Origin of the sequence: Micromonospora sp. NPDC047812, from assembly GCF_040704175.1 — a bacterium.
Classification (GTDB): domain Bacteria; phylum Actinomycetota; class Actinomycetes; order Mycobacteriales; family Micromonosporaceae; genus Micromonospora.
Genome location: NZ_JBEYRY010000001.1, coordinates 356404 through 371515, shown reverse-complemented (window position 1 = coordinate 371515; position 15112 = coordinate 356404). Strand labels below are relative to the sequence as shown.

The 15112-nt window shown below is 74.4% G+C and carries 13 protein-coding genes; 8 read left to right on the top strand and 5 right to left on the bottom strand.

Annotation, left to right across the window (positions count from 1 at the left end):
• Window position 1 precedes the first annotated feature (1 nt).
• Window positions 2-358 (bottom strand): DUF3099 domain-containing protein, encoded by a 357-nt coding sequence (locus AB0883_RS01645; protein ID WP_366640221.1) that lies wholly within the window; start codon window positions 356-358, stop codon window positions 2-4.
• 106 nt (window positions 359-464) lie between these two features.
• Between AB0883_RS01645 and AB0883_RS01640 the strand changes: the two genes are divergently transcribed.
• Together AB0883_RS01640 and AB0883_RS01635 are read left to right on the top strand one after the other, a co-directional pair.
• On the top strand, window positions 465-752 hold the full coding sequence (locus AB0883_RS01640) for a hypothetical protein (protein WP_225851882.1): 288 nt from the start codon (window positions 465-467) through the stop codon (window positions 750-752).
• Window positions 753-765: 13 nt separating this feature from the next.
• Window positions 766-1077, top strand: coding sequence for a hypothetical protein (locus AB0883_RS01635; protein WP_366638593.1), 312 nt, complete (start codon window positions 766-768; stop codon window positions 1075-1077).
• 9 nt (window positions 1078-1086) lie between these two features.
• On the opposite strand, the gene AB0883_RS01630 is transcribed toward AB0883_RS01635, so the two are convergent.
• Both AB0883_RS01630 and AB0883_RS01625 read right to left on the bottom strand, forming a co-directional pair.
• On the bottom strand, window positions 1087-2325 hold the full coding sequence (locus AB0883_RS01630; RefSeq protein WP_366638591.1) for a low temperature requirement protein A: 1239 nt from the start codon (window positions 2323-2325) through the stop codon (window positions 1087-1089).
• Window positions 2326-2380: 55 nt separating this feature from the next.
• Window positions 2381-2962 (bottom strand): HhH-GPD-type base excision DNA repair protein, encoded by a 582-nt coding sequence (locus tag AB0883_RS01625; protein ID WP_366638590.1) that lies wholly within the window; start codon window positions 2960-2962, stop codon window positions 2381-2383.
• A gap of 132 nt (window positions 2963-3094) precedes the next feature.
• Between AB0883_RS01625 and AB0883_RS01620 the strand changes: the two genes are divergently transcribed.
• From AB0883_RS01620 to AB0883_RS01605, 4 genes are all read left to right on the top strand, one after another.
• Window positions 3095-4579 carry a methyltransferase gene (locus AB0883_RS01620; RefSeq protein ID WP_366638588.1) on the top strand — a complete coding sequence of 495 codons (1485 nt, stop codon included), beginning with the start codon at window positions 3095-3097 and terminating at the stop codon, window positions 4577-4579.
• Entirely contained in the window at window positions 4579-5001 is a 423-nt protein-coding gene (gene dtd / locus AB0883_RS01615; RefSeq protein WP_366638586.1) for a D-aminoacyl-tRNA deacylase, read from the top strand. The genes AB0883_RS01620 and dtd overlap by 1 nt, the downstream gene beginning before the upstream one ends.
• Window positions 5002-5089: 88 nt before the next feature.
• A complete protein-coding gene (locus AB0883_RS01610; RefSeq protein WP_366638584.1) occupies window positions 5090-8788 on the top strand; it encodes a S8 family serine peptidase in 3699 nt (1232 codons plus the stop codon).
• A 137-nt stretch (window positions 8789-8925) separates the two neighbouring features.
• A complete protein-coding gene (locus tag AB0883_RS01605; protein WP_366638582.1) occupies window positions 8926-9912 on the top strand; it encodes a transcriptional regulator TrmB in 987 nt (328 codons plus the stop codon).
• A gap of 19 nt (window positions 9913-9931) precedes the next feature.
• Here AB0883_RS01605 and AB0883_RS01600 read toward each other — a convergent pair whose 3' ends face one another.
• The gene (locus tag AB0883_RS01600; RefSeq protein ID WP_366640219.1) at window positions 9932-10720 is read right to left on the bottom strand and encodes a sporulation protein; all 789 of its coding nucleotides are present in this window, start codon (window positions 10718-10720) and stop codon (window positions 9932-9934) included.
• 270 nt (window positions 10721-10990) lie between these two features.
• Here AB0883_RS01600 and sigB point away from each other — a divergent pair, with 270 nt between their 5' ends.
• Window positions 10991-11995 (top strand): RNA polymerase sigma factor SigB, encoded by a 1005-nt coding sequence (sigB, locus tag AB0883_RS01595; RefSeq protein ID WP_366640218.1) that lies wholly within the window; start codon window positions 10991-10993, stop codon window positions 11993-11995.
• A gap of 100 nt (window positions 11996-12095) precedes the next feature.
• A complete protein-coding gene (locus AB0883_RS01590; protein WP_366638580.1) occupies window positions 12096-12503 on the top strand; it encodes a VOC family protein in 408 nt (135 codons plus the stop codon).
• Window positions 12504-12555: 52 nt separating this feature from the next.
• On the opposite strand, the gene AB0883_RS01585 is transcribed toward AB0883_RS01590, so the two are convergent.
• Complete coding sequence (locus AB0883_RS01585; RefSeq protein ID WP_366638578.1) at window positions 12556-15111, bottom strand: GNAT family N-acetyltransferase; 2556 nt, start codon at window positions 15109-15111, stop codon at window positions 12556-12558.
• Window position 15112: the final 1 nt, after the last annotated feature.

Here is a 15112-nt window from a genome sequence, read left to right as displayed (position 1 = left end):
GTCAGGGCTCGGCGTCGATGATCTTGTGGGGGCGCTCCTCGGCGGTGAGGCTCATCGGCGGGGTCTCGTCCCGGTGGCGCGGCTGGAACCGGTTGGCCAGCCGGTGCTTCTCCTTGGGCGGGCGGTCGTTGGCCAGCAGCACCGCCAGCCACGGGATGAGCACCATGCCCAGGGCCACCAGCGGCAGCCAGAGCCAGAGCAGCGGGGCCTGCACGCCGACCAGGACGGCACCGACGATCACGCAGGCCACCCGGATGCCCATCATCAGCACGTAGCGCTTCTGGCGGCTGGTGAGCTGGTCGTCCTGGCTGCGCGAGGCGTCGGTGATCAGGATCGGCTGGTACGCCTGACGCTTCACCACGGACCTCCTCGAGGGGGTTACGCCCCATCCTGTCACCTGCAACGCGTGATCAGCGAAAATCGCTCGACCCGGCCTCGTGTTACGTGCGTGGTACGCTCGCGCCGTGGGCAGCAGGTTCAGCTTCACCGACGAGGCGTTGGCCAACCTGAGGGTCTACGACGTCACGCCCGGGGAAGTCTGGGAGGCGCTGCACAGCACCCGCCGGGTGATCCGGCACCTCGGCGACGACGTGATGGTCGTCTATGCCGCCGCCCGCCGGGGGCGCCGGTTGGCCGTGCTGCTCGCCGAGGCCGACGGCACCGACAACGACTGGGACATCCTCTCCGCCCGTGAGCTGAGCGACGTCGAGGCGAAGCGCTACGACGAGGCCGTGCGGAGATCTCGCCGATGAGGAGGCGGTGACGATGAACCGTAACGACGCGACCAAGCAGTTCCACAGCGGCGGTGACCGGCTCGCGGAGCTGATCGACGCAAGCCAGCCGGTGGAGCTGCCCACCCCCGACACCGACGACCCCATGGTCAGCCGCTCGGTGCGCCTGCCGCTGGAGACGTACGAACGGGTCCGCGCCGCCGCCGACGCGCGCGGCATCGGGGTCACCACGCTCATGCGGCAGTGGATCGAGGCCGGCCTGGCCGACCTCGACGACTCGGCCACGGTCTCCCTCGCCGACGTCCGGCGGGCGCTGGCCGCCCTCTCCCGGCCGACCGCCGCCTGACCCGCCCGGTCACGGCGCGGGGAACTCGCCCCCGCCGGTCCCGCCGTGCCCGAGCGGCGACGCGGCATTCTCGGGCGGACGCCCCCTGCTGCGCCAGGCGTCGGCGGACGCCACCCCCGCCAGCACCAGGGCGACCAGCGCCAGCGCCATCGTGGGCGACCCCAGCGTGAGCGCCGGCGACAACAGGAGCAGCACCAGCAGGCCCGCGACCCGCGACCGGGACACCCGGTCGAAGATCTCGTACTCGAAGCGGGCCCGGGCCGCCAGGAAGATCGCCGGACCGCCGACGACGAAGACCAGCCAGGTCGGGTCGGTCCGCCCGTGCGGGTGCGCGATCACCAGTTCGTAACCGACGGCGGTGCTCAGCACGCCGATCACGATGGCCAGGTGGGTGCTACCGGCGGAGGCGCCCAGCCGGCCGGGCGACCGGGCCATCCGCAACGCCTCGGCGAGCAGGTGACCCGCCCGGTGGAAGTAGATCCGCCAGAGCAGCGCCGTGGTGGCGAAGGCGGTCGCGAAGGCGCCGGCCCGGTCGGCGGTGAACTCCGCGCCGCTGTAGGTCAGCCCGATGACCAGGATCGTCTCCCCCAGCGAGATGAGGAAGATCTGCTGGTACCGGTCGGCCAGGTGCTCACCGGCGATCAGCCAGCCGGAGGTGCGCGCCGGCCCCAGCCGGGGCAGCGGCCAGCCGAGCAGCAGGCCCGCGTAGTCGACGACCACGGCGAACGCCCAGAGCGGCAGGCGCAGCTCCTCCGGCCCGAACGCCCCCGCCAGCCACGGCACGCCCCCCGCGGCGGCCCAGGCGAGAAGTCGCAGCGGGACCGTGCGGCGCGGGTGGCGGCGCAGGGCCGTGGCGATGACCAGTGGCCGGACGAGCATCACCGCCAGGTACGCCAGCACGAACGAGGGCGCCCGGTCCTCGAACGCCCGGGGCAGCGCCACGGCCATCACCATGGCGCCGAACATCGTCCCGACCACGACGAACTGGATCACCGGGTGCTCCGGCTCGTACCGGCTGGTGACCCAGGTGGTGATCGACCAGAGCAGCCACAGGGCCAGGAAGAGCACGCCCGTGCGCCCGACCTCGGCGAGCAGAGTCCCGACGGAGCCTCCGGTGCCCTCGACCAGACGCAGCGACACCCGGGTCAGCGCGAAGACGAAGACCAGGTCGAAGAAGAGTTCCAGGAAGGTGGCCCGGGGCGAGCTGTCCTCGGGCCGCAGTAACCGCCCGCCGCGTTCGTCCGTCATCGGCTGCCCGTCGTCGCCATCCTGGCTACAACGACCGCCACGACGTGCGGTTGCGTCAGCCCCCGGCGGCCTTCGCCTTCGCCGCCGCCTTCATCTGCTGCTTGTACTCGCGCACGAGGCGCAGCGATTCCGCGTCGGTGACGTCGGCCACCGACCGGTGGGCGTCCGGTTCGCCGTAGCCGCCGGCCGCCTCCCGCCAGCCCGCCGGCGTGACCCCGAACCGCTTGCCGAGCAGCGCGAGGAAGATCTGCGCCTTCTGCGCGCCGAAGCCGGGCAGCTCACCGATACGGCGCAGCAGCTCCCGGCCGTCGGCCGCGTCGGACCAGAGCCGGGCGGCGTCGCCGTCGTACCGGTCGACGAGGGCCCGGCACACCTCCTGCACCCGGGCCGCCATCGCCTTCGGGAACCGGTGCAGCGCCGGCGGCCGGGCGAACAGGGCGACCAGGTCCTCCGGGTCGTGGTCGGCCAGCTCCCGGGCGTCCAGGTCGCGCCCGAGCCGCTGCGCCAGCACGTACGGCGAGGAGAACGCCTTCTCCATCGGCACCTGCTGGTCGAGCACCATGCCGAGGAGCAGCGCCAGCGGGCTGCGCTCCAGCAGCCGGTTGGCCTCGGGGTCGATGGGCAGTGCGAGCGTCATGGCGACAATGCTGTCACCATCCGGACCGGCGGGTACCGGGACACGCGCATCGGTCCCGGTACGGCGACACCCGCGCCGGACGTTCGCCCGGGTGGCCGCATGACGGCGCCGGACACCAGGCAGGATGGCAACGTGGACGGACACGACATGTTGCTCTCCCCCGCCGGCGTCGAGGCGCTGCGGACCGCGCTGACCCGGGCCGGGTTCACCTCGAACGGCATCGCCACCCGGCTCGGCCCGCAGGCCACCGGCGGGGTGGCCCGCAACGACTTCCGGGCCGCGCTGCGGGCCACCGAGGACCGCGACCCGCTCGGCACCCTGATCCGGGTGTTCGTCTGCGAGCAGACCGAGCCGGAGGCCGCCGTGGCCGCCGCGCTGGCGCCGCTGTCGCTGGACGAGGCGCTCGCCGGGGGCCTGGTCGAGCGGCACGGCGACGGGCTGCGGATGGGCGTGGACCTGGAGCCGTACGGGGACGACTGGTGGGTGCTCGCCGACGTGCCCGCCAGCGCCCGCCCCGGCCGTCCGCTGCACTCCGAGCACGTGCTCGGCATCGGCGGGGCCACGCAGACGCTGATCGGCGCGACGGTCCGCCGGCCCGTCGAAACCGCGCTGGACCTGGGCACCGGATCCGGCGTGCAGGCCCTGCACCTGGCCGGCCACGCGCGGCGGGTCACCGCCACCGACCTCTCGGCGCGGGCGCTGCGCTTCGCCGCCACCACCGCCGCACTCAACGGCCAGGACTGGGAGCTGCTCCGCGGCGACATGGTGGCCCCCGTGGCCGGGCGGCGCTTCGACCTGGTGGTGAGCAACCCGCCGTTCGTGGTCGGCCCCGGCACCACCACGCACGTCTACCGCGACTCGGGGCGGGTGGGCGACGCGATCGGCGCGGAGCTGGCCGCCGCCGCGCCCGGCCTGCTCACCGAGGGCGGCACCATGCAGTACCTGGCCAACTGGGTGCACGTCGCCGGGGAGGACTGGGGCGAGCGGGTGACCGGCTGGTTCGCCGGCACGGGGCTGGACGCCTGGGTCATCCAGCGCGAGGTGGCCGACCCGATGGCGTACGTCAACCTGTGGCTCACCGACGTCGGCGAGGCGGCCGACCCGCGCCGGATGGCGGACTGGCTGGACTGGTTCGACGCGCACAAGGTGGAGGCGGTCGGCTTCGGCATCGTCTCGCTGCGCCGCTCCGGCCACGACGACCCGGTCGTGCGGGTGGAGGACCTGCGCCAGCGGGTGGAGGCCCCGCTCGGCGACCGGGTCGGCGCGTGGTTCGACCGCCAGGACTGGCTCCGCGCCCGCGACACCGACGGGCTGCTCGCCGCCCGCTTCCGGGCCGCCGACGGCCTCCAGCTGCGACAGGAGGCCACCATGGGCGACGAGGGCTGGGCGGTGGACCGGCAGGTGCTGGCCATGCCGCACGGCCTGCGCTGGACCGAGGAGATCGACCCGCTCGTCCTGGCCCTGGTCGGCGGGGCCGACGGGCGGCTGCCGCTGCGCGACCAGCTCGCCCTGCTCGCCGCCGCGCACGACGTGGCTCCCGGCGAGCTGGCCGAGGCGGCCGGGCCGATCGTCGCGCACCTCGTCGAGCGCGGCTTCATCGAACCGGTCGCCGACTGATGCGGGCCGTGGTGCAGACCGTCGGCCGGGCCGCCGTGACGGTCGAAGGCCAGGTGGTCGGCGCGATCGACGACGGGCTGCTGGTGCTGCTCGGGGTGACGCACACCGACACCGTCGAGACCGCCCGCACGATGGCGCGCAAGGTGCATGAGCTGCGGATCCTCGACGAGGAACGGTCCGCGGCGGACACCGGCGCGCCGGTCCTGGTGGTCAGCCAGTTCACCCTCTACGGCGACGCCCGCAAGGGTCGCCGTCCGAGTTGGACGGCGGCCGCCCCGGCCGAGGTCGCGGAGCCCCTGGTGACGGCGGTCGTGGAGGCGCTGCGCGCCCGGGGCGCGAAGGTGGAGACCGGCCGCTTCCGCGCCCACATGCTGGTCGAGAGCGTCAACGTCGGCCCCCGCACGGTGCTGCTCGAACTCTGACCCGTGCCGGTGGCGGAGTCGCGCCGTGGCGCAACCCCGCCGACGTCAACTGTTCCCGGGGGCGGAACGACGACGGTAGAACCATCGCATGCCAACCCCCTCACAGCCCTTCACCTGGGGTCGCGCGAGACGGCGGCTCACCGCCGCCGCGGCGGCGACCGGAATGGTCGCGGCCGGCCTCGCCGCGATCCAGGCGCCGGCGACGGCGGCCGCCCCGTCCCCCGCCGCCCAGGCCGCCACCCGGGACACCCACACCGTCACCCTGATCACGGGCGACGTGGTCACCGTGACCACCTTCGCCGACGGCAAGGCCACCGCCGAGGTCGACCGGCCCGACAACGCCACCGGCGGCGTGCGTGTCCGGCAGAGCGGCGACGACCTGTACGTCCTGCCCGACGAGGCCCTGCCGCTGCTGGACAGCGACAAGCTCGACCGGCGGCTGTTCAACGTCACCGACCTCATCGAGATGGGGTACGACGACGCGAAGACCAAGACGTTGCCGCTGATCGCGGCGTACACCCCGGCGAAGGCCCGCACGGCGAAGCCGGCGCCGCCGCGCGGCGCGAAGCTGGTCCGCGACCTGCCCAGCGTCGGGGGCGCGGCGCTGTCCACCGAGAAGAAGCAGGCCCGCGCCTTCTGGTCCACCGTCGCGCCGGCCTCGGCGGCGGCGCCGGCCAGGGCCCTCGGCGGCGGGGTGGCGAAGCTCTGGCTCGACGGCCGGGTGACGGCGGCGCTGAAGGAGAGCGTGCCCCAGGTCGGCGCGCCCGCGGCGTGGGCCGCCGGGTACGACGGCAGCGGGGTGACCGTCGCGGTGCTCGACACCGGGGTCGACCCCGGCCACCCCGACCTGGCCGACCAGATCGACGACAAGGTCAGCTTCGTGCCGGGCGAGGACACCTCGGACGTCAACGGGCACGGCACCCACGTCGCCTCGACGATCGCCGGCACCGGCGCGGCCTCCGGCGGCGACCACCGGGGCGTCGCCCCGGGCGCGGACCTGATCGTCGGCAAGGTGCTCGACAACGGCGGGTACGGCCTCAACTCCTGGATCATCGCCGGCATGCAGTGGGCGGTCGAGTCCGGGGCCGACGTGGTCAGCATGAGCCTCGGCGACGGTTCGCTGACCGACGGCACCGACCCGATGGCCGCCGCCGTGGACACGCTGTCCGCGCGGCACGGCACGCTCTTCGTCGTCGCCTCCGGCAACTCCGGCCCGCAGACCATCGGGTCGCCCGGCACCGCGCCGAGCGCGCTGACGGTCGGCGCGGTCGACAAGCAGGACGCGCTGGCGGGCTTCTCCAGCACCGGCCCGCTGGCCCGCACCGGCGCGCTCAAGCCGGACCTCGCCGCGCCCGGCGTCGGGATCGTGGCGGCCCGCTCGCAGCAGTCCGCCGGCGAGGGCGCGTACCAGAGCATGGACGGCACCTCGATGGCCACGCCGCACGTCGCCGGCGCCGCCGCGATCCTCGCGCAGCGGCACCCGGACTGGTCCGGGCAGCAGCTCAAGGACGCGCTGATGAGCAGCGCGAAGGGGCTGGCCGACGAGTACCGGCCGTACCAGGTGGGCACCGGCCGGCTGGACGTGGCGGCGGCGGTGCGCGCCGCCGTACGGGCCACCGGCTCGGCGTTCTTCGGCAACTTCGACTGGCCGCACGAGCCGGCCGACGCCCCGGTCACCAAGTCGGTGACCTTCACCAACGCCGGCACCACCCCCATGACCCTCGACCTCGCCCTGACCGGCGGGGGCCCGTTCGCGCTGGGCGCCTCCTCGGTGACGGTGCCGGCGGGCGGCAGCGCCGACGTCGCGGTGACGGGCGACCCGCGCGGCGCCGCCCACGGTGAGCTGACCGGCTACCTGGTCGGCACCGACGCCGCCACCGGGACGGCGGTCACCCGTACCGCGCTGGGCCTGCTCAAGGAGCCCGAGCGGCACGACCTGACGATCAAGCTGACCGACCGGGACGGCAAGCCCGCCAGCGCGGTGGTGGTGGTCAACCGGGCCGGCGACCGCAACCCCTCGCAGTACCCCGTCGCCGGCGAGCGGACGCTGCGGCTGCCGCCGGGGACCTACACGGTGGAGACGGTACTCGACGTGCCCGGCGAGCGGCCCGACCGCCTCGGGTTCGCCCTGCTGGTGGACCCGGAGACCGTGCTGGACCGCGACGCCGAGGTGGTGCTGGACGCGCGCCGGGCACGCCTGCTCGACACCACCGCCCCGGAGCGGACGGAGGACCGGCAGCGCCGGCTGGACTACACGGTCGGGTACGACGAGGGCAGCGACTTCCGGGCGGCGTACCAACTGCCGGTGCGCTACGACGACCTGTACGTCCTGCCCACGGAGCGGGTCAGCAACGTCTCGTTCACCATGGCGGCGCGGTGGCGCAAGGGCGAGCCGATGCTGAGCCTGCGCATCCCCGGCCAGCCCCCGATCGACGCCACGGTCCAGCCGGGCAGCACCGTCACCGCCGGCACGGAGACGCTGCGCCCGGTCCACGCCGGCACCGGCGCCCCGGGCGAGTACGCCGGCCTCGACGTCAAGGGCCGGGCCGTGGTGGTGACCCGCAGCGACGCGGTCGACCCGACCGCCCGCGCCGCCGCCGCGGCGGCGGCCGGCGCGAAGCTGCTGCTGGTCGTCAACGACGGCGCCGGCATCCTCAACGAGTACGTCGGCGAGTCCGCCATCCCCGTCGCCACCGTGCACCGTGACGCCGGGAGGCAGCTGATCGCGGCGACCCGGGGCGGGCCGCGGAAGCTGACCGTCACCCGGGTCCCGTACGCCGGTTACGTCTACGACCTGGCCCGGGTCTGGCCCGGGCAGGTGCCGGACCAGCCGCTCGCCTACCACCCTCGGCAGCGCGACCTGGGCCGCATCGACGCCCGCTACCACGCGGCCGTCGACTCCCCCGGCGCCGGCTACCGCTACGACATGGTCTTCAGTCCTTCGTTCGGCTTCCAGGAGGCCGAGTCGCACCCGGGCACCCGCACCGAGTGGGTCACGCCCGACGTCGTCTGGCACGAGGTGCACGACCAGGGCGGCTGGACCGACACGGCCTACCTCAACACGTACGCCAGGGGCAGCACGACCAGGCTGGACTGGTTCGCGCCGGCCGCCCGGCCGGCCTTCAGCCGGGCGTTCGGGGTGCGCAACAGCCGCTACCGGGACTACCTGACCCTCAACGTGCAGGCCTGGAGCCCGTCGGACGACGTGCTGGAGCACGGCGGCAACCTCGAATGGGGCTCGGTGCCGACCAACCTCAAGCTCTACCAGGGCGACAAGCTGGTGGGCGAGAACAAGTGGAACGCCGACCTCCAGTGGACGCCGGTGCCCGCCGGCACGCTGCCGTACCGCCTGGTGCTGGACGCCTCGCGGCCGGCCGAGCGGTGGCGGCTCTCCACCCGCACGCACACCGAGTGGGACTTCGTCTCCGGCTCGAACGACGCCGACACCTTCGTGCCGTTCGCGCTGCTCCAGCTCGACTACGCGCTGGAGACCGACCTGCGCGGCGACGTCAGGGCGGGCACCCGCCAGCGGATCAGCATCAAGGCCGGGCCGCAGCCGGGCGGCACCGGAACCGGGACGGTGACTTCGGTCACCCTGGATGTCTCCTACGACGACGGCGCCACCTGGCGGAAGGTGACCCTGAGTAAGGGGACGGGTGACCGCTGGGACGGCTCGCTCACGCTGCCGAAGCGGCCGGGCGGCTTCGTGTCGGTGCGCGCCAGCGCCACGACGGACGCCGGCTTCGGCATCCGGCAGGAACTCATCCGGGCCTACGGCCTGCGGTGAAGTGGTTGGCGGGGCCCCGGGACGGTACGCGTCCCGGGGCCCTTCCCGACGACCGGCCGGGCCTTTCGGGCTGTTCAGGACCGGCGGCGATGTCCCATACTCTCCGTGCCGTAGCGGGCAGAGGGAGGCAGCCACCGATGCTGGGCGCGTTGGGCCTGAGCCCCGAGGACGAGGCGGTCTACGGCCTGCTGGTCCGGCGGGCCCAGGCCGGGCCGGCCGAGCTGGGCGACGCCCTGCGGATGCCCGCGGCGACGGTCGAGGCGGCGCTGTCGCAGCTGACGGCGTACGGGCTGGTGAAGTGCGGCCCGGACGGGCAGTTCTCCGTGGCGCCGCCCGCGGTCGCGCTCGGGGCGCTGATCAGCGAGCAGCGGGGCGCGCTGCGCAGCGCGGAACTCGCGCTGGTCACGCTCGCCGAGGAGTACCGGTCGTCGATCGCGGGACGCACGATCGACGAGCTGATCGAGGTGGTCAGCGGCGTCGACGCCGTCCGGCACCGGTTCGCGCAGGTGCAGCACGCCGCCCGCACGGAGGTGCGCAGCTTCGTCACCACCCCGTTCATCGCCGTACCGCCGGGCACCAACGCGGTGGAGTCGGCGGTGGTCAACCAGGGGGTGCGCTTCCGGGTGGTGATCGACCGGCCGACGCTGGCCGAACCGGGGGTGGTCGCCGAGACGCTGGAGTCGCTGCGCGACGGCGTCCAGGTGCGGGTGGTCGACCACCTGCCGATCAAGCTGATCCTGGCCGACGCGGAACTGGCCCTGGTGCCGTTGACCGCCACGCCCGGTGGCGAGCCCGGCGCGGTGCTGCTGCACCGCACCGGGCTGCTGGCGGCGATGGACGCGCTGTTCGAGATCGTGTGGCGGCACGCCCACCCGCTCGATTCGACGGCCCTGACCGACCCCGCCGACGACGGGACCGCCGCGCAGGCGGCCGACGGCCCGACCGAGCTGGACCGGAGGATCCTGGCGCTGCTGCTGGCCGGGCTCACCGACCCGGTCGTCGCCGCCCAGCTCGACCTGTCGTTGCGGACCCTCCAGCGGCGCCTGCGGCACCTGATGGACCTCGCGGGCGTGGAGACCCGGATGCAGCTCGGCTGGCACGCCGCGCGCCACGGTTGGGCCTGACCGCCCGGCGCGCACCGCGTCAGGAGAAGAGGCCGCGGCGCTGGAGCGACTGGCGGATCCAGCCGTCGAGCTGGGGGGTGAAGTCGGTGCGCTCGGCGGTGGCGTGGTCGACGGCGAAGCGACCGAAGGCGTCCCGGCCCTCGGTGAACAGACCGCCGCGCTTGTCCAGCTCCAGCACCACCTGGACCTGCTGGGGGTCGGTGACGAGGGTGACCTCCAGCTGGTTGATCGCCCCGGCGTACTGCGGCGCCGGGTAGAACTCGATCTCCTGGTAGAACGGCAGGCTCTGCCGCACGCCGTAGATGTGGCCCCGCTCCACGTCGGCCCGGGCGAACCGGAAGCCCAGCCGCAGGAACGCCTCCAGGATCTTCTGCTGGGACGGCAGCGGGTGCACCGCCACCGCGTCCAGGTCGCCCTTGTCGACCGCGCGGGCCACCTCCAGCTCCGTACGCAGCCCCATCGTCATCCCGTGCAGGTGCTGCCCGTACAGCTCGGTGAGCGGCGTCTCCCACGGCACGGCGAAGCGGAACGGGACGTCGTGCCGCTGCCCCGGGTCGAGCCGGAACGCGCCGGTCGCGGCCTGCCGGTGGAACTCCTGCGTGGTCTCGTAGTCGTTGTCGCCGCTCTCGACCTCGACCCGGGTGACCAGGCCCAGGGCGACGTACGACACGTCGACGGGGTGGTCGCCGCCGGCCACGTGGATGACGCCCTCCAACTGGCCGCCGGGGCGGCAGTTCGGATTCGTCAGCACGGTTTCCACCGACGGGCCACCCACACCCATCGCCTGCATGAGCCGCTTGAAGACCACGACACCCTCCACAACCTGTTCGGTACGCCGACGTCGCCGGCGGGCCGGCCGTGCGGGCCGACCGCTGGCACGGTAACCGCCTGCGGCAACCAGCGCTCGGCAACGAGTCGGCCACGCTGAGCAGGACATCGACGGAATTCGTGTCGGGTCCCCGATCGCCTCACTCCCGTTTCACGCCCCGCCCGCCAAGCTGTGTGTCACACCGGCACCACTGGGCCGGATCCAACGGCACAGACGTGGACACGGGGAGAGACTGAGATGGCCCTGCAGATGACGGAGCACCGGACGCGCCCGGCCGGCACCACCGAGGCCGCGAGCGCCACCGACACCCTGACCGACCTCGACGCCACCGACGAGCGCGGCGTCTCCACGGACCTGGTCCGGGCATACCTGAACGGGATCGGCCGGACGAAGCTGCTGACCGCCGCCCAGGAGGTCGACCTCGCCAAGCGGATCGAGGCCGGCCTGTTCGCCGAGGAGAAACTGGCGACCTGCACCCCCGTCTCGACGGAGCTGCGGACCGACCTGGAGCTGATCGTCGCGCAGGGCCGCGCCGCGAAGGACCACCTGCTGGAGGCGAACCTGCGCCTGGTCGTGAGCATCGCCAAGCGATACACCGGTCGCGGCATGGCCTTCCTCGACCTGATCCAGGAGGGCAACCTCGGCCTGATCCGCGCGGTCGAGAAGTTCGACTACGCCAAGGGCTACAAGTTCTCCACGTACGCCACCTGGTGGATCCGGCAGGCGATCACCCGGGCCATGGCCGACCAGGCGCGCACCATCCGCATCCCGGTGCACATGGTCGAGCAGGTCAACCGCATGGTCCGGGCCCGCCGCGAGCTCTCCGTCTCGCTGGGCCGCGAGCCCACCGTCGCCGAGGTCGCCCGGGCCATGGACATCCCGGAGTTCCAGGTCATCGAGCTGATCTCGTACGACCGGGAGCCGGTGAGCCTCGACCAGGCGGTCGGTGAGGACGGCGAGAGCGCGCTCGGCGACTTCGTCGCCGCCGTCGACCCGAGCGCCGAGCCGGGCGACGCCGCCGCGCAGGGCGAGCTGCGCAACGAGGTGAGCATCGTGCTCTCCACCCTCTCCCAGCGGGAACAGGCCGTGATCCGGCTCCGCTTCGGCCTCGACGACGGCCGGCAGCGCACCCTCGACGAGGTCGGTCGGGAGTTCGGCCTGTCCCGGGAGCGGATCCGGCAGATCGAGAAGGTGACCCTGCTGAAGCTGCGTGACCCGGAGCGGGCGCAGCGCCTGGAGGCGTACGCCTGCTGACGTTTCCCGGACCACGCGGGGCCCCGGCGGTTCGCCGGGGCCCCGCGTCCGTCCGGGCCGTGGTCCTTGACCCGGGGCGCCCGACGGGCTACCAACGGGTGTGAACTGGACCCTGGAAGTGGTGATCGTGCCGGTCTCCGACGTGGACCGGGCCAAGTCGTTCTACGCCGACCAGCTCGGCTTCGTCGTCGACCACGACACGGTGATCAACGACGACGCACGGATCGTGCAGCTGACCCCGCCCGGCTCCGGCTGCTCGATCGTGATCGGCAAGGGGGTGGTGCCGGACATGCCGCCCGGCTCCCTCAAGGGCCTCCAACTGGTCGTGCCCGACCTGCGCCGGGCGCGGGCGGAGCTGGTCGGGCGCGGCGTCGACGTCAGCGAGATCCAGGTGATCGGCGAGAATCCCCGCCCGGTGCCGGACCCGCTGGACAACGTCGGCTTCGTCCACTTCGCCGACCCCGACGGCAACGCCTGGGCCGTGCAGCAGATCTCCGACCGGGCCTGACCGCCCCGCGGCCGGGAGGATGCCTCCGCCGGCGGTGCGGAAGGTGGCCTTCTCACAACCGGCGGGGGCCGGTGTCGGGGCGGGCCGCGGCGGAACCGACCCGGACCGTGGCGTGCAGCACCGAGATGCCGTCGGGGCGGGCGAGCACCGGGTTGAGGGTCAACGCGCGGACCCGGGGCTGCTCGTCGCCGAGCCGCCCGACCCGCAGCAGCAGGTCCGCCAGGGCCGCCCGGTCCACCGGCGCCGCGCCCCGGTGCCCGCGCAGCAGCGGCGCCGCCCGGGGCTCGTCGACCAGCTCGGCCGCGTCCAGGTCGGTCAGCGGCACCGCCCGCCAGGCCCGGTCGCCGAGCAGCTCGGTGGCGACGCCGCCGAGCCCGAAGCCGACCACCGGCCCGAACGCCGGGTCCTCCACCAGCTCGACCACGCAGGCCACCCCGGGCGGGACCATCGGCTGCACCAGGACGTCCGCGCCGAAGACCGCCGACATCTCCGCGTACGCGCGGTGGACCGTGGCCGCGTCGGGCAGGTCGAGCCGGACCGCGCCGAGGTCGAGCCGGTGCCGCAGGCCGGGGGCGGCGGCCTTGAGGGTCACCGGGAAACCCAGCCGGGTCGCCGCGTCGACGGCCTCGACGGCGGAGCGCGCCGGCACCGACTCGACCACGTCGATGCCGTACGCCGCGAGCAGTCCCGCCGGGTCGAGGGCCTCCGGGCGCAGGGCGGCGTGCGCCGCCTCCCGGTCCACCCGGGGCAGCTCCGGCGGCACCCCGGCGGGCCGGCGCAGCCAGTCGGCGTACGCGGTGACCCGGGCGAGGGCGCGGACGGCCTCCTCGACGGTCGGATAGGCGGGCACCCCGGCGGGTGTCCGGCCGGCCAGGAACGTCGCCACGGCCGGCTTGCCGGCGGCGAACGCGCTCGGCAGCGCGGCCGTGAAGTCCGCCTCCGTGTCGGCGAGCTGGCCGGGCAGCGGCGGGGCGAACACCACCACCACCGCGTCCACCTCGTCGTCGGCGCCCGTCCCGGCGAGCGCGGCGGCGAACTCGGCCACGCCGGCGCGCGGGCCGACGTCGCGCGGATAGCCGCGGGCGACGGTGAGCCCCTGCGCGGCGCAGGCGGTGGCCGCCAGCCCCGTCAGCGCCGAGGAGTTGCCGACCACGCCGACCCGCGGCCCGGCCGGCAGCGGCTGGTGGGCCAGCAGCACCCCGACGTCGAGCAGCTCGGCGACGGTGTCCACCCGGATCACGCCCGAGTGGGCGAACAGCGCGGCGACCGCCACCTCGTCCGGGCCGGCGGAGTCGCCCACCCCCGGCGGGCGGGCCGGCGAGGCGAGCGCCACGACGGGCTTGTCCCGGCCGATCCGGCGGGCCAGCCGGGCGAACTTGCGCGGGTTGCCGAAGGTCTCCAGGTACAACATGATCACGTCGGTGCCGGGGTCGTCCTGCCAGTACTGGAGCAGGTCGTTGCCGGAGACGTCGGCCCGGTTGCCGGCCGAGACGAAGCTGGACAGCCCGAGCCCGCGCCGGTCGGCCTCGGCCAGCAGCGCCACCCCGAACGCGCCGGACTGGCTGAAGATGCCCACCCGGCCGGGCACCGGCAGCCGTGGGGCGAGGGTGGCGTTGAGGCGTACCGCCGGGTCGGTGTTCGCCACCCCCAGGCAGTTCGGGCCGATAACGCGCATGCCCGCCGCGTGCGCCGCGCGGACCAGCGCCCGCTGCGCGGCCGCGCCCTCGCCGCCGGCCTCGGCGAAGCCCGCCGAGATGACCACCAGGCCGTGCGCGCCCGCGTCGGCCGCGTCGGCCACCACCTCCCCGGCCGCCGTGGGTGGGACCGCCACCACGGCCAGGTCGACCGGCACGCCGGCGACCACCGCCGAGGGGTACGCGGGCAGCCCCGCCACCGTCGCCGCGCTCGGGTGCACCGGGACCACCGCGCCCGGGTAGCCGCCGTCGCGCAGGTGCCCGAGCACCGCCGCGCCGACACCCTGCCCGGAGGCGCTGGCGCCGTAGACGGCGACGCCGCGCGGGGCGAGCAGCCGGGCGATGGAGCGGGCCTCGGTGCGGTGCTCCCGGCCGCGCTGCACCTCCAGCGTGGCGTCGGTGGGGGCGATCGGGAAGGTCAGGTGCACCACGCCGTCGGCGAACTGCCGCTGGACCTGGTAGCCGAAGTCGGAGAAGACCCGCAGCATCGTGCCGTTGGCCGGGAGCACCTCCGCCACGAAGTTGGCGATGTCGTTGCGGCGCGCCGCGTCGGCCAGGTGCTCCAGCAGCACCGAGCCGATGCCCCGGCCCTGGTAGGCGTCCTCGACGACGAACGCCACCTCGGCCTCGGGCGCCTGCGGGCCGAGCCGCTCGTAGCGGCCGACGGCGACGATCCGGTCGCCGACCAGCACCACGAACGCCTCCCGGTCGCGGTGGTCGACGTTGACGAAGCGTTGCAGGTCCCGCTCCGGGATGCGCGGGTACGGCGAGAAGTAGCGCAGGTAACGGGTGCGCTCGGAGAAGCGCGAGTGCATCGCCACGATGCCCGGCGCGTCCGACGGACGGATCGGGCGCAGTTGCACGGTGGTGCCGTCGCTGAGCAGCACGTCCACCGGTTGGTCCACCGTGGTCACC

What these genes read in the sequence shown, in the direction of transcription:
- AB0883_RS01635 (WP_366638593.1), top strand. Translation starts at nt 766, where the DNA reads ATGAACCGTAACGACGCGACCAAGCAGTTCCACAGCGGCGGTGACCGG.
- AB0883_RS01630 (WP_366638591.1), bottom strand. Translation starts at nt 2,325, where the DNA reads ATGACGGACGAACGCGGCGGGCGGTTACTGCGGCCCGAGGACAGCTCG.
- AB0883_RS01625 (WP_366638590.1), bottom strand. Translation starts at nt 2,962, where the DNA reads ATGACGCTCGCACTGCCCATCGACCCCGAGGCCAACCGGCTGCTGGAG.
- dtd (WP_366638586.1), top strand. Translation starts at nt 4,579, where the DNA reads ATGCGGGCCGTGGTGCAGACCGTCGGCCGGGCCGCCGTGACGGTCGAA.
- AB0883_RS01610 (WP_366638584.1), top strand. Translation starts at nt 5,090, where the DNA reads ATGCCAACCCCCTCACAGCCCTTCACCTGGGGTCGCGCGAGACGGCGG.
- AB0883_RS01605 (WP_366638582.1), top strand. Translation starts at nt 8,926, where the DNA reads ATGCTGGGCGCGTTGGGCCTGAGCCCCGAGGACGAGGCGGTCTACGGC.
- sigB (WP_366640218.1), top strand. Translation starts at nt 10,991, where the DNA reads ATGACGGAGCACCGGACGCGCCCGGCCGGCACCACCGAGGCCGCGAGC.